The sequence below is a fragment of the Streptomyces beigongshangae genome (genome assembly GCF_019710745.1).
In the GTDB taxonomy this organism is placed as follows: domain Bacteria; phylum Actinomycetota; class Actinomycetes; order Streptomycetales; family Streptomycetaceae; genus Streptomyces; species Streptomyces beigongshangae.
The window spans coordinates 122,764-147,588 of sequence record NZ_JAHKJW010000001.1 but is presented as its reverse complement, the minus strand read 5'-3'; the positions used below and the strand labels follow the sequence as shown (position 1 = coordinate 147,588).

23 protein-coding genes are annotated in these 24,825 nt (G+C 72.4%); 12 read left to right on the top strand and 11 right to left on the bottom strand.

Annotated features, from left to right (window positions below):
* Positions 1-9: 9 nt before the first annotated feature.
* The 3 genes from KM933_RS00640 to KM933_RS00630 all read right to left on the bottom strand — a co-directional run bounded on the left by KM933_RS00640 (position 10) and on the right by KM933_RS00630 (position 3,145).
* Complete coding sequence (locus KM933_RS00640) at positions 10-1,659, bottom strand: phospho-sugar mutase (RefSeq protein WP_221347742.1); 1,650 nt, start codon at positions 1,657-1,659, stop codon at positions 10-12.
* 73 nt (positions 1,660-1,732) lie between these two features.
* Positions 1,733-2,557 carry a purine-nucleoside phosphorylase gene (locus KM933_RS00635; RefSeq protein WP_221347741.1) on the bottom strand — a complete coding sequence of 275 codons (825 nt, stop codon included), beginning with the start codon at positions 2,555-2,557 and terminating at the stop codon, positions 1,733-1,735.
* A gap of 150 nt (positions 2,558-2,707) precedes the next feature.
* Complete coding sequence (locus KM933_RS00630; RefSeq protein WP_221347740.1) at positions 2,708-3,145, bottom strand: gamma-glutamylcyclotransferase family protein; 438 nt, start codon at positions 3,143-3,145, stop codon at positions 2,708-2,710.
* 154 nt (positions 3,146-3,299) lie between these two features.
* On the opposite strand from KM933_RS00630, the gene KM933_RS00625 reads away from it, so the two are divergent.
* Both KM933_RS00625 and KM933_RS00620 read left to right on the top strand, forming a co-directional pair.
* Entirely contained in the window at positions 3,300-4,748 is a 1,449-nt protein-coding gene (locus tag KM933_RS00625; protein WP_221347739.1) for an NAD(P)H-quinone dehydrogenase, read from the top strand.
* Positions 4,749-4,937: 189 nt separating this feature from the next.
* Entirely contained in the window at positions 4,938-5,900 is a 963-nt protein-coding gene (locus KM933_RS00620; protein WP_221347738.1) for a DeoR/GlpR family DNA-binding transcription regulator, read from the top strand.
* 99 nt (positions 5,901-5,999) lie between these two features.
* Here the strand turns inward: KM933_RS00620 and KM933_RS00615 are convergent, their stop codons facing one another.
* Positions 6,000-6,578: a TetR/AcrR family transcriptional regulator gene (locus KM933_RS00615; RefSeq protein ID WP_260332843.1), complete on the bottom strand. Its 579-nt coding sequence runs from the start codon at positions 6,576-6,578 to the stop codon at positions 6,000-6,002.
* Positions 6,579-6,814: 236 nt separating this feature from the next.
* Positions 6,815-8,587, bottom strand: a complete 1,773-nt coding sequence (locus KM933_RS00610) for an acetyl/propionyl/methylcrotonyl-CoA carboxylase subunit alpha (RefSeq protein ID WP_221347737.1) — start codon at positions 8,585-8,587, stop codon at positions 6,815-6,817.
* Positions 8,588-8,960: 373 nt separating this feature from the next.
* On the opposite strand from KM933_RS00610, the gene KM933_RS00605 reads away from it, so the two are divergent.
* Entirely contained in the window at positions 8,961-9,461 is a 501-nt protein-coding gene (locus KM933_RS00605; protein ID WP_221347736.1) for a hypothetical protein, read from the top strand.
* Positions 9,462-9,543: 82 nt separating this feature from the next.
* Here KM933_RS00605 and KM933_RS00600 read toward each other — a convergent pair whose 3' ends face one another.
* Both KM933_RS00600 and mmpB read right to left on the bottom strand, forming a co-directional pair.
* Complete coding sequence (locus KM933_RS00600; RefSeq protein ID WP_221347735.1) at positions 9,544-10,164, bottom strand: nucleoside triphosphate pyrophosphatase; 621 nt, start codon at positions 10,162-10,164, stop codon at positions 9,544-9,546.
* Positions 10,165-10,240: 76 nt separating this feature from the next.
* Positions 10,241-10,369, bottom strand: coding sequence for a morphogenic membrane protein MmpB (gene mmpB, locus KM933_RS38920; RefSeq protein ID WP_260332841.1), 129 nt, complete (start codon positions 10,367-10,369; stop codon positions 10,241-10,243).
* A 150-nt stretch (positions 10,370-10,519) separates the two neighbouring features.
* On the opposite strand from mmpB, the gene KM933_RS00595 reads away from it, so the two are divergent.
* On the top strand, positions 10,520-11,650 hold the full coding sequence (locus KM933_RS00595; RefSeq protein ID WP_221347734.1) for a GDSL-type esterase/lipase family protein: 1,131 nt from the start codon (positions 10,520-10,522) through the stop codon (positions 11,648-11,650).
* A 96-nt stretch (positions 11,651-11,746) separates the two neighbouring features.
* On the opposite strand, the gene KM933_RS00590 is transcribed toward KM933_RS00595, so the two are convergent.
* Positions 11,747-11,956: an acyl-CoA carboxylase epsilon subunit gene (locus KM933_RS00590; protein ID WP_221347733.1), complete on the bottom strand. Its 210-nt coding sequence runs from the start codon at positions 11,954-11,956 to the stop codon at positions 11,747-11,749.
* Between the two features lie 23 nt (positions 11,957-11,979).
* Positions 11,980-13,578: an acyl-CoA carboxylase subunit beta gene (locus tag KM933_RS00585; protein WP_221347732.1), complete on the bottom strand. Its 1,599-nt coding sequence runs from the start codon at positions 13,576-13,578 to the stop codon at positions 11,980-11,982.
* A 173-nt stretch (positions 13,579-13,751) separates the two neighbouring features.
* Here KM933_RS00585 and KM933_RS00580 point away from each other — a divergent pair, with 173 nt between their 5' ends.
* Both KM933_RS00580 and KM933_RS00575 read left to right on the top strand, forming a co-directional pair.
* Complete coding sequence (locus KM933_RS00580) at positions 13,752-14,636, top strand: biotin--[acetyl-CoA-carboxylase] ligase (RefSeq protein ID WP_221347731.1); 885 nt, start codon at positions 13,752-13,754, stop codon at positions 14,634-14,636.
* A 279-nt stretch (positions 14,637-14,915) separates the two neighbouring features.
* Positions 14,916-16,223, top strand: a complete 1,308-nt coding sequence (locus tag KM933_RS00575; RefSeq protein ID WP_221347730.1) for an adenylate/guanylate cyclase domain-containing protein — start codon at positions 14,916-14,918, stop codon at positions 16,221-16,223.
* A gap of 130 nt (positions 16,224-16,353) precedes the next feature.
* Here the strand turns inward: KM933_RS00575 and KM933_RS00570 are convergent, their stop codons facing one another.
* Complete coding sequence (locus KM933_RS00570; RefSeq protein ID WP_221347729.1) at positions 16,354-17,190, bottom strand: enoyl-CoA hydratase/isomerase family protein; 837 nt, start codon at positions 17,188-17,190, stop codon at positions 16,354-16,356.
* Positions 17,191-17,312: 122 nt separating this feature from the next.
* Between KM933_RS00570 and KM933_RS00565 the strand changes: the two genes are divergently transcribed.
* The 4 genes from KM933_RS00565 (at position 17,313) to KM933_RS00550 (ending at position 22,305) form a co-directional block, all read left to right on the top strand.
* Positions 17,313-18,479 (top strand): GGDEF domain-containing protein, encoded by a 1,167-nt coding sequence (locus KM933_RS00565; protein ID WP_260332840.1) that lies wholly within the window; start codon positions 17,313-17,315, stop codon positions 18,477-18,479.
* A gap of 64 nt (positions 18,480-18,543) precedes the next feature.
* Positions 18,544-20,082: a histidine ammonia-lyase gene (hutH, locus tag KM933_RS00560; protein WP_221347878.1), complete on the top strand. Its 1,539-nt coding sequence runs from the start codon at positions 18,544-18,546 to the stop codon at positions 20,080-20,082.
* A gap of 189 nt (positions 20,083-20,271) precedes the next feature.
* A complete protein-coding gene (locus KM933_RS00555) occupies positions 20,272-20,475 on the top strand; it encodes a cold-shock protein (protein ID WP_006126182.1) in 204 nt (67 codons plus the stop codon).
* A 165-nt stretch (positions 20,476-20,640) separates the two neighbouring features.
* On the top strand, positions 20,641-22,305 hold the full coding sequence (locus tag KM933_RS00550; RefSeq protein WP_221347728.1) for a DEAD/DEAH box helicase: 1,665 nt from the start codon (positions 20,641-20,643) through the stop codon (positions 22,303-22,305).
* A gap of 112 nt (positions 22,306-22,417) precedes the next feature.
* Here the strand turns inward: KM933_RS00550 and KM933_RS00545 are convergent, their stop codons facing one another.
* Positions 22,418-22,876 carry a hypothetical protein gene (locus tag KM933_RS00545; protein ID WP_308013190.1) on the bottom strand — a complete coding sequence of 153 codons (459 nt, stop codon included), beginning with the start codon at positions 22,874-22,876 and terminating at the stop codon, positions 22,418-22,420.
* Between the two features lie 110 nt (positions 22,877-22,986).
* Between KM933_RS00545 and KM933_RS00540 the strand changes: the two genes are divergently transcribed.
* Positions 22,987-23,328 carry a hypothetical protein gene (locus KM933_RS00540; RefSeq protein ID WP_221347727.1) on the top strand — a complete coding sequence of 114 codons (342 nt, stop codon included), beginning with the start codon at positions 22,987-22,989 and terminating at the stop codon, positions 23,326-23,328.
* Between the two features lie 209 nt (positions 23,329-23,537).
* Positions 23,538-24,806 (top strand): L,D-transpeptidase, encoded by a 1,269-nt coding sequence (locus KM933_RS00535; RefSeq protein ID WP_221347726.1) that lies wholly within the window; start codon positions 23,538-23,540, stop codon positions 24,804-24,806.
* Positions 24,807-24,825: the final 19 nt, after the last annotated feature.

Here is a 24,825-nt window from a genome sequence, read left to right as displayed (position 1 = left end):
CCGGACGGGTCAGATGCCCGCGGCGGCCGACAGGTCCCGCTTGATCGCCGACAGCAGCTCCGCCGCCTTCGCGCGCGCCGCCGGGAGGCCGTCGTGGCCGGGGACCGGCACCACCACCTCCAGGTAGCACTTCAGCTTCGGCTCCGTACCGCTGGGGCGGACGACGACCCGGGCGCCGTCCAGCGTGTAGCGCAGGCCGTCCGTGGGCGGCAGCCGGTCCGTCCCCCGCGTGAGGTCCTCGGCGGCGGTGACGGGCAGGCCCGCCAGGCGCGTCGGAGGCCGCTCGCGCAGGCGGCGCATCGCGTCCGTGATCAGGGAGAGGTCGTCCACCCGGACCGAGAGCTGGTCCGTGGCGTGCAGCCCGTGCTCGACCGCGAGGTCGTCCAGCAGGTCCAGGAGCGTGCGGTTCTCCGCCTTGAGCTCCGAGGCCAGCTCCGTGACGGCGAGGGCCGCCGTGATGCCGTCCTTGTCCCGTACGCCGTCGGGGTCGACGCAGTAGCCCAGCGCCTCCTCGTAGCCGTACCGCAGGCCCTCCACCCTGGCGATCCACTTGAAGCCCGTCAGGGTCTCCTCGTACGGCAGGCCCGCCTTCCCGGCGATGCGGCCGAGGAGGGAGGAGGAGACGATCGACTCCGCGAAGGTGCCCCGCGCGCCCCGGCGGACCAGGTGCGCGGCGAGGAGCGCGCCCACCTCGTCGCCGCGCAGCATGCGCCAGTCCCCGCCGTTCCCGCCGTTCCCGCCGACCTTGACGGCCACGGCGCAGCGGTCCGCGTCCGGGTCGTTGGCGATGATCAGGTCCGGGTCGCTCTCGCGGGCCTTCGCGAAGGCCAGGTCCATCGCGCCCGGCTCCTCCGGGTTCGGGAACGCAACCGTGGGGAAGTCCGGGTCCGGCTCGGCCTGCTCGGCGACGAGGACGGGGGCGGGGAAGCCGGCCCGCGCGAACGCCGCCAGGAGGGTCTCCTTGCCGACGCCGTGCATCGCCGTGTAGACCGTGCGGGCACCGCGCGGCGAACCGGCGGCCAGTACCGCGTCCGTGCGCTCCAGATAGGCGTCCAGGACGCCGTCGTCGAGGATCTCCCAGCCGGAGTCCGGGCGGGGGACGTCGGCCAGGCCGGTGATCGCGGCGATCTCGGCGGCGATCTCCGCGTCCGCCGGGGGGACGATCTGGGAGCCGTCGCCGAGGTAGACCTTGTAGCCGTTGTCCCGCGGGGGGTTGTGGCTGGCCGTGACCTCCACGCCCGCCACCGCGCCCAGATGCCTTATGGCGTACGCGAGCACGGGGGTGGGGAGGGGGCGGGGCAGCACGGCGGCGCGCAGACCGGCGCCCGTCATGACCGCGGCGGTGTCGCGGGCGAAGTCGGCGGACTTGTGGCGGGCGTCGTAGCCGATGACGACGAGGCCGTCCGCCTGCCCCCGCGCCCTCAGGTACGCGGCGAGACCGGCGGCGGCGCGGATGACGACCGAGCGGTTCATGCGCATCGGGCCCGCGCCCAGCTCGCCGCGGAGGCCGGCCGTGCCGAACTGCAGGGTGCCGGCGAAGCGCGCGGTGAGCTCCGCGGTGTCCTCGGTGGCGATGAGCTTGGCGAGTTCCTCACGGGTTTCCGCGTCGGGGTCCTCGGCCAGCCAGGCCCCGGCCCGCGCGATGAGTTCGTCCTGCACGAGGGTCGACCTCTCTTCGTCGTCTCTTCGTCGTCGTTCTGCGTGGTGGTGTGCCCCGGCGGGGCGGGGAGACCTACAGCCGGTCCAGCACCCGGGTGAGGAGCGCTCCCATGTGCGTGGCCGAGTCGCGGCCCGCCTGGAGCACCTCCTCGTGGTTCAGGGGTTCCCCCGTCATACCGGCGGCCAGGTTGGTGACGAGGGAGATGCCCAGCACCTCGGCCCCCGCCTCCCGCGCGGCGATCGCCTCCAGGGTGGTCGACATCCCGACCAGGTCCGCCCCGATCGTCCGGGCCATCCGGATCTCCGCGGGCGTCTCGTAGTGCGGCCCGGGGAACTGCGCGTACACCCCTTCTTCGAGCGAGGGGTCGATCTCCTTGCACAGCGCCCGCAGCCGCGGCGAGTACAGGTCCGTCAGGTCGACGAAGTTCGCGCCGACGATCGGGGAGGTCGCCGTCAGGTTGAGGTGGTCGCTGATGAGGACAGGCTGCCCGGGCCGCATGCCCTCGCGCAGCCCGCCGCAGCCGTTGGTCAGCACGACGGTCTTGCAGCCGGCGGCCACGGCCGTCCGGACGCCGTGCGCGACGGCGGCGACCCCGCGGCCCTCGTAGTAGTGCGTACGGCCCAGGAACACGAGCGCGCGCTTGTCGCCGATCCGGTACGAGCGGACCTTGCTGCCCTGTCCCTCGACCACCGGCGGCGGGAAGCCGGGCAGGTCGGTGACCTGGAACTCGGCGGCGGGGGAGCCGAGGGCGTCCACGGCCGGGGCCCAGCCGGAGCCCATCACGAGGGCGACGTCGTGGGTCTCGGCGCCCGAGAGTTCCCGCAGGCGCGAGGCGGCGGCGTCGGCGGCGGCGTACGGGTCGCCCTGGATGTCGTCCGGAAGAAGAGATGCGTTCACGCGCATGAGGGTAGCCGGTTCGGGCCTACGCGCGTAGATGTTGATGCCCGCCGGTCGGCGATCGTTGTCCCGTCGTTTCCGCCGGAGGCCGCTCCGCTCCCGCCGGAGGCCGCTGTTCCCGTGTCGGCGTGTCCCGCGGGCCGGCGCGGGTCAGCAGGGGCGCTTGCGCAGTTCCATCACGTAGTCGTGCGGGGCTCCCGCCGACTCGGCCGCGTCCGCCAGCTCACCGAGGTAGCGGGCGGAGGGCAGTCCTCCCTCGTACCCGTTGAGGACGTACAGCCAAGCCGACTCCTCGCCCTCCAGCGTGTGGATCCGTACGCGCATCCGCCGGTAGACGTCGAGGCCGACGCCCTCCCAGCGGTCCATGGACTCCTCGTCCGGGGGAGCGATGTCGTACAGGGCCACGAAGACCTGGGAGCGCGGGGCCTCGACGATGGTCGCCAGCGCGCCCTCCCAGCCCATGTGCTCGCCGCCGAACGTCAGCCGCCAGCCGTTGAGCCACCCCGTGGCGCGCAGCGGCGAGTGGGGGGCGCGGCGCGTCATGAGCCGCGGGTCGAGATTGCCGGCGTACGCGGCGTAGAGCGACATGGGACCGAGGGTACGGCAGCGGACGCGTGTGACTCCCCAGCGACGGCGGCCCCTGATCGCGCGTCCGTGACGCGCGTCCGTGACACGTGTTCCGGCGCCCGGACGGAACCCCGGACGGAACCCCGTGCGGAAGCACCTTGAAGCGTGCGGGACAATGGAGTACGTGACTCGGATCGTGATCATTGGTGGCGGACCCGGCGGATACGAGGCGGCCCTCGTGGCCGCCCAGCTCGGCGCGGAGGTGACTGTCGTCGACTGCGACGGTCTGGGCGGGGCGTCGGTGCTCACCGACTGCGTCCCGTCGAAGACCCTGATCGCGACGGCCGAGGTGATGACCACCTTCGACTCGTCGTACGAGGAGCTGGGGATCATCGTCGCCGACGACACCCCGCACATCGACCAGCCCGCACGGGTCGTCGGTGTCGACCTCGGCAAGGTCAACCGCCGGGTGAAGCGGCTCGCGCTCGCCCAGTCCCACGACATCACGGCCTCCGTGACGCGTGCCGGGGCGCGGGTGCTGCGGGGCCGCGGACGGCTCGACGGGCAGCAGGGCACGGACGGCTCGCGCAAGGTCGTCGTACGGGCCGCGGACGGCAGCGAGGAGACGCTCGCCGCCGACGCCGTACTCGTCGCCACCGGCGCGCACCCCCGCGAGCTGCCCGACGCGCAGCCGGACGGCGAGCGCATCCTGAACTGGACGCAGGTCTACGACCTGGACGAACTCCCGGACGAGCTGATCGTGGTCGGGTCCGGTGTCACCGGTGCCGAGTTCGCCGGTGCCTACCAGGCCCTCGGGTCGCGCGTCACGCTGGTCTCCAGCCGCGACCGCGTGCTGCCGGGCGAGGACCCGGACGCGGCGGCCGTCCTGGAGGACGTGTTCCGGCGGCGCGGCATGAACGTCATGGCCCGTTCGCGCGCCCAGTCCGCCAAGCGCGTCGGGGACCGGGTCGAGGTGACGCTCTCCGACGGCCGCGTCATCACCGGCTCGCACTGCCTGATGGCCGTCGGCGCCATCCCGAACACCGAGGGCATGGGCCTGGAGGAGGCGGGGGTCAAGGTCCGGGAGTCCGGGCACATCTGGACCGACAAGGTCTCCCGCACCACGGCCCCCGGCGTGTACGCCGCCGGTGACGTCACCGGGGTCTTCGCGCTCGCCTCCGTGGCCGCCATGCAGGGCCGGATCGCCATGTACCACTTCCTCGGCGACGCGGTGGCCCCGCTGGACCTGAAGACGGTGTCGTCGAACGTCTTCACCGACCCCGAGATCGCCACCGTCGGGTACACGCAGGCCGACGTCGACGGCGGGGCCATCGACGCCCGCGTCGTGAAACTGCCGCTGCTGCGCAACCCGCGCGCCAAGATGCAGGGCATCCGGGACGGCTTCGTCAAGATCTTCTGCCGTCCGGGCACCGGGATCGTCGTCGGCGGCGTGGTCGTCGCGCCGCGCGCCTCGGAGCTCATCCACCCGATCTCGCTCGCGGTCGACAACAACCTCACGGTCGAACAGATCGCGAACGCCTTCACCGTGTACCCGTCCCTCTCGGGCTCGATCGCCGAGGTGGCGCGACAGCTGCACACCCGTAAGACGGCCGGCGAGGACTGAGGCGCGGGTGGTCCCGCGCCGGTCACGGGGCCGCCCTCGCCACCGGGGCACGGGAGGTGTCGACCATTCGTGCGGCATAGGCGGGGCGATTAGGCGCGTATACCACTTCGCACACCCCCATGCGAACAACTTCTGTTATTCGGCGCAAACTGCTGAAAGCAGACGGTCGTTGGGGTTACTGTCAGTTTCGTGTTCGCTGCAGAACGTCGCCAATTGATCCTCGAAATGGTGCGAGCAAATGGAGCCGTGTCGCTCCGTGAGCTCGCACGCGTCGTCCAGACCTCCGAAGTGACCGTACGGCGGGACGTGCGCGCACTGGAGGCAGAAGGACTCCTCGACCGCCGGCACGGCGGTGCGGTATTGCCGGGCGGGTTCACGCGGGAGTCCGGCTTTCCGCAGAAATCTCATCTCGCGACCGCCGAGAAGACGGCCATCGCCGATCTCGCCGCGGGTCTCGTCGAAGAGGGCGAGGCCATTGTGGTGGGGGCGGGAACCACCACACAGGAGCTGGCCCGCCGGCTCGCGCGGGTGCCGGGGCTGACCGTCGTCACCAATTCCCTGCTGGTGGCCCAGGCGCTGGCCCATGCCAACCGGGTGGAAGTCGTGATGACGGGCGGCACCCTGCGCGGTTCCAACTACGCCCTGGTGGGCAGCGGGGCCGAGCAGTCCCTCCAGGGGCTGCGGGTCTCCCGTGCCTTCCTGTCGGGGAGCGGGCTGACCGCGGAGCGCGGCCTGTCCACCTCCAACATGCTCTCCGCCTCCGTCGACCGCGCGCTCGTCCAGGCCGCGGCCGAGGTCGTCGTGCTCGCCGACCACACCAAACTCGGCACCGACACGATGTTCCAGACGGTGCCGACCGATGTGATCACCCGACTGGTCACCGACGAGCCGCCGGCCCAGGACGACCGCGCGGCCACCGAACTGCAGGCCCTGGCCGACCAGGGCGTACAGATCGCGGTGGCCGGAACCGGCGGTGCGGGCGGCGATACGGTCCCGGCGGGGCGCCAGCCGTCACGCCGGGACGTGCCGCTGCCCGGTCCCCGCCGCGGTCAGGTGCCCGGTGCGGGACCGCAGTTGCGCAGTGCCGCGTCGGTCCTGGGGGAGCAGCCCCAGGGCGAGCGGGCTCGCGTCGCGGACCTGCGCAGGCGGTGACGCGACCGGCTCCGGACCTTCGGGTATTTGGGCATTTGGGCATTTGGGCTTTGAGGTTCTCAGGCTTTCGGGTTTCAGGTCTTCGAGCCCTTCGGGCCCTCAGCCTTCCGCCTTCAGGCCGCGCAGGGTCAGGGTCAGCAGGCGGTCGGCCAGCTCCGGGTCGTCCGGGGTCTCCTCGGCGGCCAGCGCGATCGCGCTGGTCAGCTGGAGCAGGTCACCGATGGAGACACCGGGGCGTACGGCGCCCGCCTCCTGCGCACGCGTGAGGAGGGCGCTGCCCGCCTCGCGCATCGGGCCGCTGCACCGCGCGAGCGCCGAGGCGTCGTCGTGCGAGGCCGCCATGAGCGCCCGCGACAGCCCGCGGTACTCACTCGCCTGGGTGATGACGGCGCGCAGCCAGGTCACGAGCGCCGTACAGGGGCGGGGGTCGTCGAGGAGTTCGCGTGAGCGGGTCAGCAGATCGCTCACCGCGTCCGCGAAGATCGCGCTCAGGAGCGCGTGGCGGTTGGGGAAGTGGCGGTACAGGGTGCCGATGCCCACGCCCGCGCGTCGTGCCACGTCCTCCAGGGGCGCGTCCGCGCCGTGCCGGGCGAACGCGGTGCGCGCCTCCGCCACCAGGCGGGCGCGGTTGCGACGGGCGTCGGCTCGCATGCGGGGGCCTGCCGGCGGGGTGGTCATGGGGTTCGCCCGACCTCTCTTGCGTCCTGCGGGGGCCGCCTCCGACGGGGGCCGCCTCCGGCGGGGCCGGCGGGGGAGGGGGCCGGCGTTTCGTGGCCTGGTGACCGCCGGAGTGTGGTTGCTCGCGCAGTTCCCCGCGCCCCTTCGGGGCACGTTCTCCGGGGTGCCCGGTATGCCGAGGCGCCCGGCGGACAGGGCATCCTGTCCGCCGGGCGCCTCGTGACGACGGGGCGGGGTCAGTCCTTGATCTCGCAGATCACCGCGCCGGACGTGAGGGACGCGCCCACCTCGACGGCCAGGGCCTTGACGGTGCCCGAGCGGTGGGCGTTGAGGGGCTGCTCCATCTTCATGGCCTCCAGGACGACGATCAGGTCGCCCTCCTTGACCTCCTGGCCCTCCTCCACGGCCACCTTCACGATGGTGCCCTGCATGGGGGAGGCGAGGGTGTCGCCCGAGGCGGCCGGACCGGACTTCCTGGCCGCGCGGCGCTTGGGCTTGGCGCCCGCCGCGAGCCCCGTACGGGCCAGGGACATGCCCAGCGAGGTCGGCAGGGAGACTTCGAGGCGCTTGCCGCCGACCTCGACGACGACCGTCTCGCGGCCCGGCTCCTCGTCCGTGTCGGTGTCCGCGGAAGCGGTGAAGGCGGGGATCTCGTTGACGAACTCGGTCTCGATCCAGCGGGTGTGGACCGTGAACGGATCGGTGGAGCCGGTCAGTTCGGGAGCGAAGGCGGGGTCGGTGACCACGGCGCGGTGGAAGGGGATGGCGGTGGCCATGCCCTCGACGGTGAACTCCTCCAGCGCACGGGCGGCCCGCTGGAGCGCCTGCTCGCGGGTGGCGCCGGTGACGATCAGCTTGGCGAGCAGGGAGTCCCAGGCCGGGCCGATGACACTGCCGCTCTCCACGCCCGCGTCCAGGCGCACGCCCGGACCGGACGGCGCGGCGAAGGCGGTGACGGTGCCGGGGGCGGGCAGGAAGTTGCGGCCCGGGTCCTCGCCGTTGATGCGGAACTCGAAGGAGTGGCCGCGCAGCGGCGGGTCGTCGTAGCCCAGTTCCTCGCCGTCGGCGATCCGGAACATCTCACGGACCAGGTCGATGCCGGAGACCTCCTCGGTGACCGGGTGCTCGACCTGCAGACGGGTGTTGACCTCCAGGAAGGAGATCGTGCCGTCCGCGCCGACCAGGAACTCCACCGTGCCCGCGCCGACGTACCCGGCCTCCTTGAGGATCGCCTTCGAGGAGGCGTACAACTCGGCGACCTGGGCCTCGGAGAGGAACGGCGCGGGCGCCTCCTCGACCAGCTTCTGGTGGCGGCGCTGCAGGGAGCAGTCACGGGTGGAGACGACCACCACGTTGCCGTGGCTGTCGGCCAGGCACTGCGTCTCCACGTGGCGGGGCTTGTCGAGGTAGCGCTCCACGAAGCACTCGCCGCGGCCGAAGGCGGCGACGGCCTCGCGCACCGCGGAGTCGAACAGTTCGGGGACCTCTTCGAGGGTGCGGGCCACCTTCAGACCGCGGCCGCCACCGCCGAAGGCCGCCTTGATCGCGATGGGCAGGCCGTGCTCGCGGGCGAAGGCGACGACCTCCTCGGCGCCGGACACCGGGTCCGGCGTACCGGCGACCAGCGGCGCGCCGGCGCGCTGGGCGATGTGACGGGCCGCCACCTTGTCGCCCAGGTCGCGGATCGCCTGCGGCGGCGGGCCGATCCAGGTCAGGCCCGCGTCCAGGACGGCCTGCGCGAATTCGGCGTTCTCGGAGAGGAAGCCGTATCCGGGATGGATCGCGTCCGCTCCGGAGTCCTTGGCGGCCTGCAGCACCTTCGCGATGTCCAGGTAACTGCTCGCGGGGGTGTCACCGCCCAGCGCGAACGCCTCGTCGGCGGCCCGCACATGCAGCGCGTCCCGGTCCGGCTCGGCGTACACCGCCACGCTCGCGATACCGGCGTCTCGGCACGCTCGGGCGACACGAACAGCGATTTCGCCACGGTTGGCGATCAACACCTTGCGCACGTTGGCTCCCTCTCCTTGAAACAAGCCGAGTTTAGGGACTGCCGACACGAAGCATCGACCCGTCCCTGATGGTGAGCTTGCCCACACGGAGCGTGATACAAGGCCCGCTCGCCGGTGAAATCCCTTGTCGCACCTCGGTACGCAGGGCGCTTGCCATGAACCCTAGCCTTCCGGTGTGGTCAGGGTCTCTGTGAGAGCGTGCTGCGCGCCACTGCGTTTCTTTGTGGAGACCCTACGAACGGCCCAATGATTCTTTGCCCCCCGCCGATCCCTTGTCCCTGGGTTTACTCGTTAGTAGCGTGCTCGCTGTCTCGAACATACTTGGGGTAACAGCGGCCCCGCTCGGGTGGAAGTCGAAGGTGGGTGGGGGCGGGTGATCCGCAGACCGGTGGCGTGGGTGACCGCGATCGTGCTCTTCGCGGAGGCGGTGGGCGTCGCGTGGGTCAACTGGTTCATGGGCGTCGTGGTCGACCGGCAGGACATGTCCCTGGCGGGGCTCGACCCCGAGGTGATGGCCACGTCCTCGAAGGTCGCCGGGCTGGTCTTCGGTCTCTGGTTCGCGCTCTGCGGCCTCACCGCGCTGCGCGTCGCCCTGCGTGACCGCGCGCCCGCCGGCCTCGGCCGCATCCTGCTGATCAGCGCGGCGGTGGTGCATGCCCTGCTCGGTGCGTTCGCCGTAGGGCTGGTGGGCTGGGGCGCGTTCGCCTTCATGATGGCCGTGCTCGGTCTGATCGTGCTCATCTTCATGACGTACGACCGCCGGGACGCCGCGGCGGGGCCGGGCGGCGACCCCGCGGACGGCGGCGCGGCACCGGTCCTGTCACCGCCGACGTCACCGTCACCGCCGTCACCACCGGCGCCCTCGGTCTCCTGACGGCCGTCTTCCGTGTCACCGCCGGCCGTGGTGCGTCACCGCCGGCTGCCCCCTCTGTCGCCCTCTCCCCCCGCCGCCCGTGTCACTTCTCGCGCGGGGTCCACAGGTCCGTGATGCCGACGCCCAGTTCGGCCAGCAGCCGGCGCAGCAGCGGCAGTGAGAGCCCGATGACATTGCCGTGGTCGCCGTCGATGCCGTCGACGAACGGGGCGGAGCGGCCGTCGAGCGTGAACGCCCCGGCGACGTGGAGCGGCTCGCCCGAGGCGACGTACGCGGCGATCTCGGCGTCGGTCGGTTCGCCGAAGCGGACCACGGTGGAGGCGACCGCCGACGTGTGACGGCCGGCCGCGGTGTCCCACACGCAGTGGCCGGTCTGCAGGACGCCCGTCCGGCCGCGCATCGTCTTCCAGCGCGCGGTCGCCTCCTCGGCGTCGGCCGGTTTGCCGTACGCCACGCCGTCCAGTTCGAGCACCGAGTCGCAGCCGATCACCAGGGCGCCCCCGGCCTCGGGGCGGGCGGCCACCACGGACGCCTTCGCCTCGGCGAGCGCGAGCGCCAGGTCGGCGGGGGTCGGGGCGGTCACGGCGTCCTCGTCGACCCCGCTGACGACGACCTCGGGGGAGAGCCCGGCCTGCCGCAGCAGTCCGAGCCGGGCGGGGGACTGGGAGGCGAGGACGAGCCGGCGGTGTGGCTGATCAGTCATGCGGTCAGCGTATCGGCGGTGCCCCGCCCGCCCCCGCCCGCCCGCGCCCGCACCGGCCCGCACCGGGAGCCCGCCCTCACATCAGACCGAGGATGACCATCGCGAACACGACGGCCAGTGCGATGAGGACGCCGAGCCGCCGCAACATGTCCTGCATGTCGCGCAGCTCCTTCGACGGCTCGTTCTCCGGATCGGACCACAGCATGTCTCCGATCGTCACTCCGGTACGGCTCCGAAAGCCTGAGTACGCGTACTCATCTTACCAAAGGGGACTGAAGTTCCATTAGCCGGTCCGCTCCTGCTACCGTTCCCGTCATCATTAAAGGGACGCCTGTCCCATTAGGAGGGAACTGCTGTGTTCACCACCGCCTGGACCGCCTCTCCGCAGGCGCCGAGCACCGGCTTCACCCCCAACTGGTCGCAGGAGGGCTTCTGGCGCCACTCCCTGCGCCAGGTCGTCCGGGTGACCGCGGGCGGCGACCGCGTCCGGATCCGCCTCTCGAACGCGTACGGGACCTCGCCGCTGCGGATCGCGGGGGCGACCCTCGCCCTTACGGCCTCGGGGGCGGCCGTAAGGCCCGGTTCGGTCCGGCGGGTCACCTTCGCCGGGGCCGGGTCCACCGCGATCCCCGCGCGCGGGGCGGTCGTCGGCGACGCGGCCGAACTCGCCGTGGAGGCCGGGGACCGGGTGACCGTCACCCTCCACCTCGACGCCGTCACCGGGCCCGCCACCTTCCACGCGCAGGCATTCGCGACCAGCTACCGGGGCGCGGGGGACCTGCTGGACGACACCGGCGGAGCGGGCTTCGACCAGGTCACCGAGTCCTGGTACCTCCTGTCCGGCGTCGACGTCCGCGCCGGGCGCACCGACGCGGTGGCGCTCTTCGGCGACTCGGTCACCGACGGGTTCGGGTCCACGCCCGGCGCGGACCGCAGATGGTCCGACGCCCTCGCCGCGCGCACCGGCCGGCCCGTGCTCAACGCCGGTATCGGCGGGAACCTGCTGCTCAACGACTCGGCCTGGTACGGGGAGAAGGGACTTCACCGGCTGGAGCGGGACGTGCTGGACCTGGCCGGCGTCGACACGGTGGTCGTGCTGCTCGGGCTGAACGACATCGGGTTCAGCGAGGCGCCTGCGGAACCCACGTACCGGCCCGCGCCGCATGTCGGGGCGGATGAGCTGATCGCGGGGCACCGGGAGCTGATACGGCGGGCGCGGGCGCGCGGGGTGCGGGTCGTCGGGGCGACGCTGCCGCCGTTCGGGGGGTCCGACCACTGGGGGGAGCGGGCGGCGGAGGTGAGCCGTGCGTTCGACGACTGGGTCCGTCGCGCGGGGGAGTACGACGCGGTGGTCGACCTCCACCGGGCGCTGGGCCGTCCCGGCGACCCGGACGTGCTGCTCCCCGCCTACGACTTCGGCGATCACCTGCATCCGAACGACGCCGGGTACGAGGTGATGGCCGGGGCCGTCGCCGACGTCCTGTGACCGCGGGCGCGCGGGAACCGGACGTGCGGGGACCGGAGGAGGAGCGCCGGAGGAGGGGGCCGGAGGAGGGGCCCCGCGCCCTCGCGGGACCCCTCCTCAGACGGGCCGGAAGGTGTTGGTCCAGCTCTGCGGGCCCGGGGCCGGCAGGCGGGTCCGGGTGATGCGGGACGGGTCGGACCACGCGTCCCGGCCGCGGGCCGCGCCGGGCGGGGACGCAGCCACCGCCGCGGCGCGGGCCCGGACCACCGCCAGTGCGGCGGCCAGCTCCTCCGGGGTCGGGTTGCCCCGTACGACCTTGATCGTCATATCGGCTCCGGGTTCCTGGTGTCCTAGAGGGGGATGTTGCCGTGCTTCTTCGGCGGCAGGGACTCCCGCTTGGTGCGCAGCGAGCGCAGGCCGCGTACGACGTGGGAGCGGGTGTCGGAGGGCAGGACCACGCCGTCGAGGTAACCGCGCTCGGCCGCCGTGTAGGGGTTGAGCAGCGTGTCCTCGTACTCCTGGATCAGCCGGGCGCGGGTGGCCTCCCGCTCGCTCTCGGGAGCGGCGGCGATGGTGCGCCGGTGCAGGATGTTCACCGCGCCCTGGGCGCCCATGACGGCGATCTGGGCGGTCGGCCAGGCGAGGTTGAGGTCCGCGCCGAGGTGCTTGGAGCCCATGACGTCGTAGGCGCCGCCGAAGGCCTTGCGGGTGATGACCGTGATCAGGGGGACGGTCGCCTCGGCGTACGCGTAGATGAGTTTGGCGCCGCGGCGGATGATGCCCTCGTGCTCCTGGCCGACGCCCGGCAGGAAGCCGGGGACGTCCACGAAGGTGAGGACGGGCAGGTTGAAGGCGTCGCAGGTGCGCACGAAGCGGGCGGCCTTCTCGGAGGCGTCGATGTCCAGGCAGCCCGCGAACTGCATCGGCTGGTTGGCGACGACGCCCACCGGACGCCCCTCCACGCGGCCGAAGCCGGTGAGGATGTTCGGCGCGAACAGCGGCTGCGTCTCGAAGAACTCGGCGTCGTCCAGGACGTGTTCGATCACCGTGTGCATGTCGTACGGCTGGTTGGCGCTGTCCGGGATCAGCGTGTCCAGCTCGCGGTCCTCGTCCGTCGTCGTCAGGTCCGCCTCCTCGGGGAAGGCGGGCGGCTCACTGAGGTTGTTCGACGGGAGGTAGGAGAGCAGCGACTTGACGTACTCGATCGCGTCCTTCTCGTCCCCTGCCATGTGGTGGGCCACGCCCGAGGTCGTGTTGTGGGTGCGCGCGCCGCCCAGCTCCTCGAAGCCGACGTCCTCACCGGTGACCGTCTTGATGACGTCCGGACCGGTGATGAACATGTGCGAGGTCTGATCGACCATGACCGTGAAGTCGGTGATGGCGGGGGAGTAGACCGCGCCACCCGCGCACGGTCCGACGACCAGGCTGATCTGCGGGATCACGCCCGAGGCATGGGTGTTGCGGCGGAAGATCTCGCCGTACATGCCCAGCGCCGCCACACCCTCCTGGATGCGGGCGCCGCCCGAGTCGTTGATGCCGATGACCGGACAGCCGGTCTTCAGCGCGAAGTCCATCACCTTCATGATCTTCTGGCCGAAGACCTCGCCGAGCGCGCCGCCGAAGACCGTGAAGTCCTGGGAGAACACGGCGACCGGGCGCCCGTCCACCGTGCCGTAGCCGGTCACGACCCCGTCCCCGTACGGGCGGTTGTCCGCCAGGCCGAAGTCCGTCGAGCGGTGCCGCGCGAACTCGTCGAACTCGACGAAGGAGCCCTCGTCCATCAGCAGCTCGATCCGCTCACGGGCCGTCAGCTTGCCCTTGGCGTGCTGCTTCTCGACGGCGCGTGCCGAGCCGGCGTGCGTCGCCTCGTCGATGCGGCGCCGCAGGTCCGCGAGCTTGCCCGCGGTGGTGTGGACGTCGGTCTCGTGCTGCTGTTCCGGCTCGGACATCGGGATGCGGCTCCCTGCCTGCTCAGTGGGGACGTGCGGGGGACGTACGGGGGATGTGCGGGGACGTACGGGGAGAGGGGCGTGCTCGGAGGAGGGGTTGGCTACCCATCCGTAGCGTAGTGGTGCGCCTACCGTTCGGCAGTGCGGCGTTTACCACACCTAGGGTGGGTTGCATGACGCCGCGAGATGACTCAGACGCGAACAGCAGCCGGTGGTCCGACCTGGATCGTCCGCCTCTCGATGCCAGGGCGCTGCGCCGCGCGCTCGTGCGGGACGGCGGGCTCTGGTCCGACGTCCAGGTGGTGGCCCGCACCGGTTCCACCAACACCGACCTCGTCGCCCTCGCCACCGACGGCAAGGCGGAGGAGGGCGCGGTCCTGGTCGCCGAGGAGCAGGACGCCGGACGGGGCCGCCTCGACCGGCGGTGGACGGCGCCCGCCCGCTCGGGCCTCTTCTTCTCCGTCCTGCTGAAGCCCGCCGGGGTACCGGTCGAGCGGTGGGGCTGGCTGCCGCTGCTCACCGGGGTCGCGGTGGCGACGGGGCTGTCACGGTCGGCCGGTGTGGACACGGCCCTGAAGTGGCCCAACGACCTGCTGGTGACGGTGGGGGGCGAGGAGCGCAAGGCGGGCGGCATCCTCGCCGAGCGCGCCGGGGCCGACGCGGTGGTCGTCGGCGTCGGCGTCAACGTCACGCTGCGCGCCGACGAGCTGCCCGTGCCGGGAGCCGGCTCGCTCGCCCTCGCCGGGGCGACGACCACGGACCGGGACACGGTCCTGCGCACCGTTCTGCGGTCGCTCGAACAGTGGTTCGTGAAGTGGCGGAGCGTGGCGGGCGACCCCGCCGCGTCCGGCCTCCAGGACACGTACGCCGCGGGGTGCGCGACGCTCGGGCGGACGGTGCGGGCCGAGCTGCCCGGCGGCACATCGGTCTCCGGGGAGGCCGTGGCCGTCGACGGCGACGGCCGGCTGGTGCTCGCCACGGCGGAGGGTGTCCAGCGGCCCGTGGGCGCGGGCGACATCGTGCACCTGCGGCCGGCGGGCCCCGCGGACGGCGGCTGACGGCCGGCGAGCGGGAGCCGGGGGACGAACGGGGGGACGAAAGGGTTGTGAGTGACGAACGGGCCCAGAGGGGTACGCGGGGTGTCCGCACCCGTTCGTGCCGGTGGTGAGCAGGGGGCGCGCCCGGCCCGTACGACAGTGAGTGGTCCGCCGGACGTACGCGTACGGAGAGGTCCACGGGCCGTCCGGCCCCGGCAGTAGGGAGTGAGCCAGAGCACACCTGCCGTAGAGTTGAGGCCGGTCGGTACCTGACCGCGGCGAATCGGAAGGGCAGCAGGCGTGACGGTCGACGACAGCGGTTCGGGCACGGGCGGCCCCGCCTCCGGCGGTGGGCCGGGTCGTACGGCCGGGCCCGTCGCCGGCACGGATGCCGCGCGGGTCGACCGCGCCGAGGCGCATGCGCGCGTGGAGCGCGTGAGGGAAGAGGAACAGCACGCAGTGGACGCGCAGGACGGCCGGGTCCCGGCCGCTGACCGGACGGATCCGCGGGGCCGGACGGACGCGCAGGACAGCCGGACCGACCAGGACGCCGCCGAGTCCGACGGGGACCCGCTCGCGCTCCGGCTCGAACAGCTCATCCTCGGCGCCGAGCGGCGCTACACCCCCTTCCAGGCGGCCCGCAGCGCGGGTGTCTCCATGGAGCTGGCCTCCCGTTTCTGGCGGGCCATGGGCTTCGCCGACATCGGCCAGGCCAAGGCGCTCACGGAGGCGGACGTCCTGGCCCTGCGGCGGCTGGCCGGTCTCGTCGAGGCGGGGCTGCTCAGCGAGGCGATGGCGGTCCAGGTGGCGCGTTCCACCGGCCAGACCACGGCCAGACTGGCCGAGTGGCAGATCGACTCCTTCCTGGAAGGGCTCACCGAGCCCCCGGAACCGGGCATGACGCGCACCGAGGTCACCTATCCCCTCATCGAGCTGCTGCTGCCCGAGCTGGAGGAGTTCCTGGTCTACGTCTGGCGGCGCCAGCTCGCCGCCGCGACCGGCCGTGTCGTGCAGGCCGCGGACGACGAGGAGATGGTGGACCGTCGGCTGGCCGTCGGCTTCGCCGACCTCGTCGGCTTCACGCGGCTGACCCGGCGGATGGAGGAGGAGGAGCTCGGCGAACTCGTCGAGGCGTTCGAGACCACCGCCGCCGACCTGGTCGCGGCGCACGGGGGACGGCTCATCAAGACCCTGGGCGACGAGGTGCTGTACGCGGCCGACGACGCGGGGATCGCCGCGGAGATCGCGCTGCGCCTGATCGAGACGATGGCCAACGACGACACGATGCCCGAACTGCGGGTGGGCATCGCGTTCGGCACGGTCACCACGCGCATGGGCGACGTGTTCGGCACAACCGTGAACCTCGCGTCCCGGCTGACGTCGATAGCTCCCAAGGACGCGGTCCTGGTCGACGGGGCGTTCGCGGAGGAGCTCATCCGCACGGGGGACGCGCCCGCCTCCGAGGCGGTCGCCGCGGAGGAGGCCATCGCGGCGGAGAAGGAGGGCGAGGAGCCGCCGGCGTACCGCTTCGGCCTCCAGCCGATGTGGCAGCGGGCGGTGCGGGGTCTGGGCGTGGTGGAGCCGTGGCTGATGAGCCGGCGGGGTTGACGCTCCGCGTGCGCCGGACCGGTTCCAGGGTGCGGGCCGGCCGTGGCTGGTCGCGCAGTTCCCCGCGCCCCTGAAAAGCGGGGCTGCGCCCCGGCTTTTCAGGCCGGCTTCCGTTCCGGCCGCGCGGAAACTACTCCCCAGGCCACTCCGGGCGTCGCTTCTCGTTGAATGCCGCGACCCCCTCCGCCCGGTCTCCCGAGAACGCCACCGACCGCCAGGCCGCGTCCTCGATCTCCAGCCCCGCCGGCAGGTCCAGCCCGTGCCCCAGCCGTAGTGCCCGCTTCGCCGCCCGGAGCCCCACGGGCGAGTTCCCGGCGATGCGCGAGGCGAGGGCCAGCGCCGACGCCCGGTCCTCCCCGTCGGCGACCAGCTCGTCCACCAGCCCCAGCCGCCGCGCCTCCGCGGCCTCCACCCGCCGCGCCGAGAAGATCAGCTCGGCCGCCCGCGCCGCACCGACCCGGCGCGGCAGCAGCTGCGTACCGCCGCCCCCGGGGATGACGCCGACCGACACCTCGGGCAGACCCACCACGGCCGTGCCGTCCGCGACGATCAGGTCGCAGGCGAGCGCCAGCTCGAAACCGCCGCCGAGCGCGAACCCGTGCACGGCCGCGACGGTGGGCACCGGAAGCTCCAGCACCCCGGTGTACGCGGCCCGCGCCACCGGCCGTTGCCGGACCAGCTCGGCGTCCGTGAGCGAGTTGCGCTCCTTGAGGTCGGCGCCGACGCAGAAGGCCCGCTCGTGGGTCGAGGTCAGCACGACCACGCGTACGTCCCGGTCGGCGGCCAGCGCCTCGCAGGCGGCGGCGATCGAGCGGGCCATCGCGGACGACACGGCGTTCATGGCCCCGGGCCGGTCCAGGGAGAGCTCCGCGACGTACGGGGTGTGCCGCCGCACCACCACGTACTCCCCGAACCGCCGCTCCGTGCCCTGCCCGGCCTGCTCGTCCTTCCCGCCCTGCTCCGCCATGGCGCCCTCCCGGTTAACGTGGGTTAACTTCCGGCCCGATCATTCCAGTCGGCCGCCTCCGGGGAAAGCCCTCTCCCGGCTTCGACGTCTCAAAATCGTACAAAACTACCTAACCTGGTGTGATGGGTGGTGACGATGTGCGGCTACGGGCCGTAGTGGCACTGGCGCAGGGCATGGCGGCCGCGCACGCCCCGCAGGAGTCGTGGCGCGCGGCGGCGGACGGGGCCCGCCGGGCGCTGGGCGGCAGCTTCGCCGCGCTGTCCGTGTGGGAGCGGGACCTGGGGCGGCTGCGCGTCCTGGTCAACACGGGGGAGCTGACCCGGGACGAGGAGGAGTTCCCGGAGTGCGAGGCGTACCCCGTGCACCGCTTCCCCGAGATCACCGAGTTCCTGCACGAGCGCTGGGTGGGCGGGGGCGAGTCCAACGCCTGGGTGGAGACGGTGCAGGGGTCCGCCGCGGGGCGTGCCGGGTACTGCCCGGGGGCACCTCCCGGTGACAGCTGGGGGCGGGTCGCCGCGCTGCGGCGGCGCGGGCGCGGCTGCTGCGTCGTCGCGCCGGTCGTCCTGCACGGGCGCGCCTGGGGCGAGCTGTACGTCGCCCGCCCAGCCGGCGCCCTCCCCTTCGGGCCCGCCGACGCCGACTTCGCGACCGTCCTCGCCTCCGTGGTGGCCGCCGGGATCGCGCAGACCGAACGGCTCGAAGAGGCCCGGCGGCTCGCCTTCACCGACGCGCTCACCGGCCTCGCCAACCGCCGGGCCGTGGACGCGCGCCTGGACGAGGCCGTCGAGTGCCACCGTGCCCGGGGGGTCGTCGTCAGCCTCGTCGTGTGCGACCTCAACGGCCTCAAGCGCGTCAACGACACCCAGGGGCACGCCGTCGGCGACCGGCTCCTGGAACGCTTCGGGTCGGTGCTGTCCCTGTGCGGCGCGATGCTCCCCGGCACGCTCGCCGCCCGCCTCGGCGGTGACGAGTTCTGCCTGCTCGCGGTGGGTCCCACCGCCGACGAGGTGGTCCGCGTCGCCGACGAGCTCTGCCGCCGCGCCGCCGGGCTCGAACTCGGCGAGGGGGTCGCGTGCGGGGTCGCCTCCACCGGGGACCCGCTCGGGCCCGTCCACTCGGCCCGCCGCCTCTTCCGCCTCGCCGACGCGGCCCAGTACCGCGCCAAGGCCGTACGTGCCGCCGAGCCCGTCGTCGCCGGCCGTGAAGGGCCCGACGACCCCGTCGTGCGCCTCGCCGACGCGCCCCCGTCCCCGGCGGCCGACCGCCGGAGGTTCCGCGGCCGCCGGTAAGGACCGTGACCGGTCCCCGGTAGTGACATCATCACATTCACTGCGTACGCTCCTGAATATGGATATGCACACTGTGGTGGTGGGGACGGCCGGGGTCACCGCGTCCGACGTGCTGGCCGTGGCGCGCGGCGGCGCGCGGGTCGAGCTTTCCGGCGAGGCCGTGGCGGCACTCGCCGCGGCCCGCGAGATCGTGGAGGCGCTGGCGGCCAAACCCGAGCCCGTGTACGGGGTCTCCACCGGCTTCGGAGCCCTCGCCACCCGGTCCATCGGCCCGGAGCTGCGGGGCCGGCTGCAGCGCAACATCGTGCGGTCGCACGCCGCCGGGATGGGGCCGCGCGTCGAGCGCGAGGTCGTCCGGGCCCTGATGTTCCTGCGGCTGAAGACCGTCTGCTCCGGCCGCACCGGCGTGCGCCCGTCCGTCGCGCAGGCCATGGCGGACGTCCTGAACGCCGGCATCACCCCGGTCGTCCACGAGTTCGGGTCCCTCGGCTGCTCCGGCGACCTCGCGCCGCTCTCGCACTGCGCCCTGGCACTGATGGGCGAGGGGGACGCCGAAGGTCCGGACGGCACGGTCCGCCCGGCCGGTGAACTGCTCGCCGCGCACGGCATCGAACCCGTCGAGCTGCGCGAGAAGGAGGGCCTGGCCCTCCTCAACGGAACCGACGGCATGCTCGGCATGCTGCTCATGGCCCTCGCCGACCTCGGCACCCTCTACACGTCCGCCGACATCACGGCCGCCCTCAGCCTGGAGGCGCTCCTCGGCACCGACAGGGTCCTCGCGCCCGAGCTGCACGCCATCCGGCCGCACCCCGGCCAGAGCGCCAGCGCCGCCAACATGCTGGCCGTCCTGAAGGGCTCGGAGCTCACCGGCCACCACCAGGACGACGCCCCGCGCGTCCAGGACGCGTACTCGGTACGCTGCGCCCCGCAGGTGGCGGGCGCCGGCCGCGACACCATGGCGCACGCCCGGCTGGTCGCCGACCGCGAGCTGGCCGCGGCCGTCGACAACCCGGTGGTGCTGCCCGACGGGAGGGTCGAGTCCAACGGGAACTTCCACGGGGCGCCGGTCGCGTACGTGCTGGACTTCCTCGCCGTCGCCGCGGCCGACCTCGCCTCCATCGCCGAGCGCCGCACGGACCGGCTCCTCGACAGGAACCGCTCGCACGGCCTGCCGCCCTTCCTCGCGGACGACGCGGGCGTCGACTCCGGCCTGATGATCGCCCAGTACACGCAGGCCGCCCTGGTCAGCGAGATGAAGCGGCTCGCCGTCCCGGCCTCCGCCGACTCCATCCCGTCCTCCGCCATGCAGGAGGACCACGTCTCGATGGGCTGGTCGGCCGCCCGCAAGCTCCGTACGGCCGTCGACGCCCTGGCCCGTGTCGTCGCCATCGAGCTGTACGCCGCCGCGCGCGCCCTCGAACTGCGCGCCGGACTCGCCCTGGCGCCCGCCTCGCGGGCCGCCGTCGACGCCGCCAGGGCCGCCGGGGTGGCCGGCCCGGGACCGGACCGCTTCCTCGCCCCGGACCTGGCCGCGGCGGAGGTCTTCGTGCGCGGCGGCCACCTGGTCGCGGCGGTCGAGTCCGTGACGGGACCGCTGGCCTGAGAGATTCCGTCGAAGGAGGAGCGGGGCTGTCGTGTCCGTCACAGCGGCCCCTGCTCCTCCTGTGCTAGAGTTCTCAACGAAACGTTTTTGGTACCCATTAACTTGTGCGCCTGAAAGGATTCTCTCTCAGGCGCGTTTTGTTTTTCCGGTCATTTCCGGATGGGAGCCACCTATCCAAGGAGAAATGACATGGCTACTGGCACCGTGAAGTGGTTCAACAGCGAAAAGGGCTTCGGCTTCATCGAGCAGGACGGCGGCGGCGCCGACGTCTTCGCCCACTACTCCAACATCGCCTCCTCGGGCTTCCGTGAGCTGCAGGAGGGCCAGAAGGTCTCCTTCGACGTCACGCAGGGTCAGAAGGGCCCGCAGGCGGAGAACATCGTCCCCGCCTAATTCCGGGACGCGCACCACGCGAGCCGGGGCCCACACCTTCGGGTGCGGGTCCCGGCTCGTGCTGTCCGTGTGTCCGTGTGTCCTTGAGCACGGAGAGCCGTGAGAACACGGAAACCGTGACAGCACGGGCAACCGTGCGGCCCAGGAAGGAATTCCAGATCCAGCATGACTCGATCCGAACGTCCTGAACGACCCGCCGGCGCACGCCCGGCGAATTCCCGGGGTACCCGCGGCTCCCGTGGCACACGCGGCACAGGCCCGGCGGCCGCCGCGAACAACGGCGGCAGGAACGCGCGCAGGAAGCCGTCCCCGCAGTCCACCGCGCCGCAGGAGTTCGCCCTCCCGCAGACGCTCACGCCCGCGCTGCCCTCCGTCGAGTCCTTCGACGCGCTGGACATGCCGGCCGCGCTCGGCAAGACCCTCGCCGCCCAGGGCATGACCGAGCCCTTCCCGATCCAGGGCGCGACCCTCCCCAACTCCCTCGCCGGCCGCGACATCCTCGGCCGGGGCCGCACCGGCTCGGGCAAGACCCTCGCCTTCGGCCTCGCGCTGCTCGCCCGCACGGCCGGCCGGCGCGCCGAGCCCAAGGCGCCGCTCGCCCTCGTCCTGGTGCCCACGCGCGAACTCGCGCAGCAGGTCACCGACGCGCTCACGCCGTACGCGACCGCCGTGAACCTGCGGCTCGCGACCGTCGTCGGCGGACTGTCCATCGGCAAGCAGTCCGCACTGCTGCGGCGCGGTGCCGAGGTGCTCGTCGCCACGCCCGGACGGCTCAAGGACCTGATAGACCGGGGCGACTGCACCCTCGCACAGGTGCGGATCACCGTCCTCGACGAGGCCGACCAGATGGCCGACATGGGGTTCATGCCCCAGGTCACGGCGCTCCTCAACCAGGTCGAGCCGGACGGTCAGCGCATGCTGTTCTCGGCGACCCTGGACAAGAACATCGACAAGCTCGTGCGGATGTTCCTCACGGACCCCGTCGTGCACTCCGTGGACCCCTCGGCGGGCGCGGTGACGACGATGGAGCACCACGTGCTGCACGTCGCCGACGAGACGGACAAGAAGGCCGTCGCGATGCGGATCGCCGCCCGCGACGGGCGCGTGATCCTCTTCGTCGACACCAAGCGCTCGGCCGACCGCTTCACCAAGCGGCTGCTCGCGAGCGGCGTACGGGCCTCCGCCCTGCACGGCGGACGCTCCCAGCCGCAGCGCAACCGCACGCTCGACCAGTTCAAGACCGGTCTGGTGACCGCCCTCGTCGCGACCAACGTGGCGGCGCGCGGGATCCACGTCGACGACCTCGACCTCGTCGTGAACGTCGACCCGCCCACCGACCACAAGGACTACCTGCACCGCGGCGGCCGCACCGCCCGCGCGGGGGAGTCCGGCAGTGTCGTCACGCTGGTCCTGCCGGAGCAGAAGCGGGAGATGACCCGGCTGATGGCCGACGCGGGGATCAGCCCGCGGACGGCCCGCGTCCGGTCGAGCGACGACGAACTCGTACGGATCACCGGCGCGCGGGAGCCGTCCGGCGTCCCGGTCGTCATCCCCGTACCGGAACCCGCGGTGGCCCAGCCGTCCCAGGGCAGGCCCCGGACCCGGCGCGGTGGCGGGAACGGCGGCGCGGGCGGTCGCGGCGCGGCGGCGGCCGGCACGCGGTCGGGTGGCGGCGCCAGGACCGGTAACGGTACCGGCACGCGGTCGGCCGGCGGCGTCGGCGGAGGTACGCGTGGCCGGGGCGGTGCGGGCGCGGGGACGCGCTCGGGCGCCACGGGAGGCAACCGCGGTACGCGGGGCGGGCAGGGCGGCGGACGCAGGTCCGCCTAGGAGGTCACCGCCGGGCGCCGGCGGGCTGCCGGACTCCGGTGGCCCGCCGGCGCCCGTGCGCGGTCCCGCCCGGGCGGGGAGGCGGACCCGCCCCCGCCCGGGCGCGGGTCGCTCAGTGGGCGGTCGTGCGCTCCCGGCGCACCGAATACGCCACGAACCCCGCCCCCAGGCTCAGAAACAGTGTGCCGCCGGCCACGTACGGGGTGGTGTCGAAGCTTCCCGTGTCGGCCAGCCGGGTGTGCGTCCCGGCGGAGGTTCCGTCGTCAGACCCGGAGGTGTCGGCCGTCCCGGAGACGTCGTCCGTCCCGGAGACGTCGGTCGACGTGGCGGTGCCGGTCGACGTCGAGGCGTCGGCCCGGCCGGTCGTGCGGGCGACGGTCCCTTCGGACGCGCCCGCGTCGGTGCGCGCCGTGGTACGGAGCACCGCGGTGGTCGTCGTCTGTGTTCTGTACTCCCGTGTTCTGTGCTCCGTGGGCATGTCGTCCGTCGCGTTGGCGGACGGGACGAACCACAGGGCGCCCAGCAGGGCCCCCGCGGCGCTGGCTGTCAGCAACGATCGACGTGCGGACACGGAATATCGATCCCCTTGCGACGCTGGCGAATTGGCCGTGCAGGGCGATGTTAGTGAAAGGTGCGGGTCACAGGAAAGTCACGGTGGTCATGAGCCGTAGGCTCCGGGGTATGAGCACACCCGAGGCATCGCGATTTGTACGGTTGCGTGTGGAACTGGTCATCGAGGTCGACGACGAGGACGCGCTCACCAAGGCGGCGCTGGGCCGTATCGCCGAGGACCCCGAGATCCCGGCCGGTGAGAAAGTTCACGCCGAGAGCACGGTGGCGGACGACACGGCCGAGGCCCTCGCCTATCTCGTCGACCCGTTCGACCTGGTCGGGGACGTGCCCGGGGTCGACCTCGCCCAGGCGTCCTGGAGCAGTGAGGAGATCGACTACGACCCCGATTCGCCGGATTGGGATCTGGACGAGGATGATGACGCCTCGGACGGGGAAGACGTCAACGGCTGACACCGCTCGGATAAATCGTGGCCCCGGGCGGCAACCGCCACCCGGGGTTCTGTCGTCTCACGGGACGCAGTGACCGACACCCGCACCAGGCGTATCCCGTGGACTGACGTGGCGTGCCCCACACCTGTGACGGATGTGGAACGGGACGAAGCGGTCGTAGCGTTTGAAGGTGTTACGGGGACTCCCGGGCTTTTGGGGATTCGGCAACGATGGAGAAGCGTGTGATGACGGACGGTAAGCGGCGCAGGGGCCTCTCGGTCGCGTCCGCACTGCTCGGCGGGGTGCTGGTGCTCTCCGCGTGCAGCGGAGGGAGCGACGACAACCCCAAGGCGGAGAGCGGTGGTGGCGGCTCGCAGGCGAAGGCCGACGAGGCGGCGGCCAAGGAGAACTCCGAGGCCCAGATCAAGATCACGCCCAAGGACGGCTCGAGCAACGCCTCCATCAACAACGACGCCAAGGTCACCGTGGCCAAGGGCACACTCACCCAGGTGACCATGAAGACGGCGGCCGGTGCCGCCGTCGCGGGCGAGATATCCGCCGACAAGAAGAGCTGGGAGCCCAGCGGCCAGCTGGAGCGCGGCACCGTCTACAAGGTCGCCGCGACGGCGAAGGACTCGGAGGGCCGCGCCGCCCACGAGAACGCGTCGTTCACGACGGTCTCCCCGGACGACAGCTTCATCGGCAACTTCACGCCGGAGGACGGTTCCACCGTCGGCGTCGGCATGCCGGTCTCGATCACCTTCAACAAGGCGATCACGAACAAGGCGGACGTCCAGAAGGGCATCACCGTCTCCTCCACGAGCGGCCAGGAAGTCGTCGGGCACTGGTTCAGCGCGAACCGCCTGGACTTCCGCCCCGAGGAGTACTGGAAGGGCAACTCCACCGTCACCCTGAAGCTGAAGCTCGACGGTGTCGAGGGCGCCGACGGCGTGTATGGCGTGCAGCAGAAGACGGTCACCTTCAAGATCGGCCGCAACCAGGTCTCCATCGTCGACGCCAAGACCAAGACGATGAAGGTCACGCAGGACGGCAAGACCATCAAGACCATCCCGATCTCCGCCGGCTCGCCCGAGAACAAGACGTACGAGGGCAAGATGGTGATGTCGGAGAAGTTCAAGGAAACCCGGATGAACGGCGCGACGGTGGGCTTCACCGACGACGACGGCAAGGGCGAGTACGACATCAAGGACGTACCGCACGCCATCCGGCTGTCGACCTCCGGCACGTTCATCCACGGCAACTACTGGGGCGCCGACTCCATCTTCGGCAGCGTCAACACCAGTCACGGCTGTGTGGGCCTGAACGACACCAAGGGCGCCAACGACCCGGACACCGAGGGCGCCTGGTTCTACAACAACTCGATCATCGGTGACGTCGTGGACGTGCGGAACACCGGTGACAAGACGATCGCCCCGGACAACGGCCTCAACGGCTGGAACATGGACTGGGCGGCGTGGAAGGCCGGTTCGGCCGTCTGACCCCGGACACCCCGCGTCC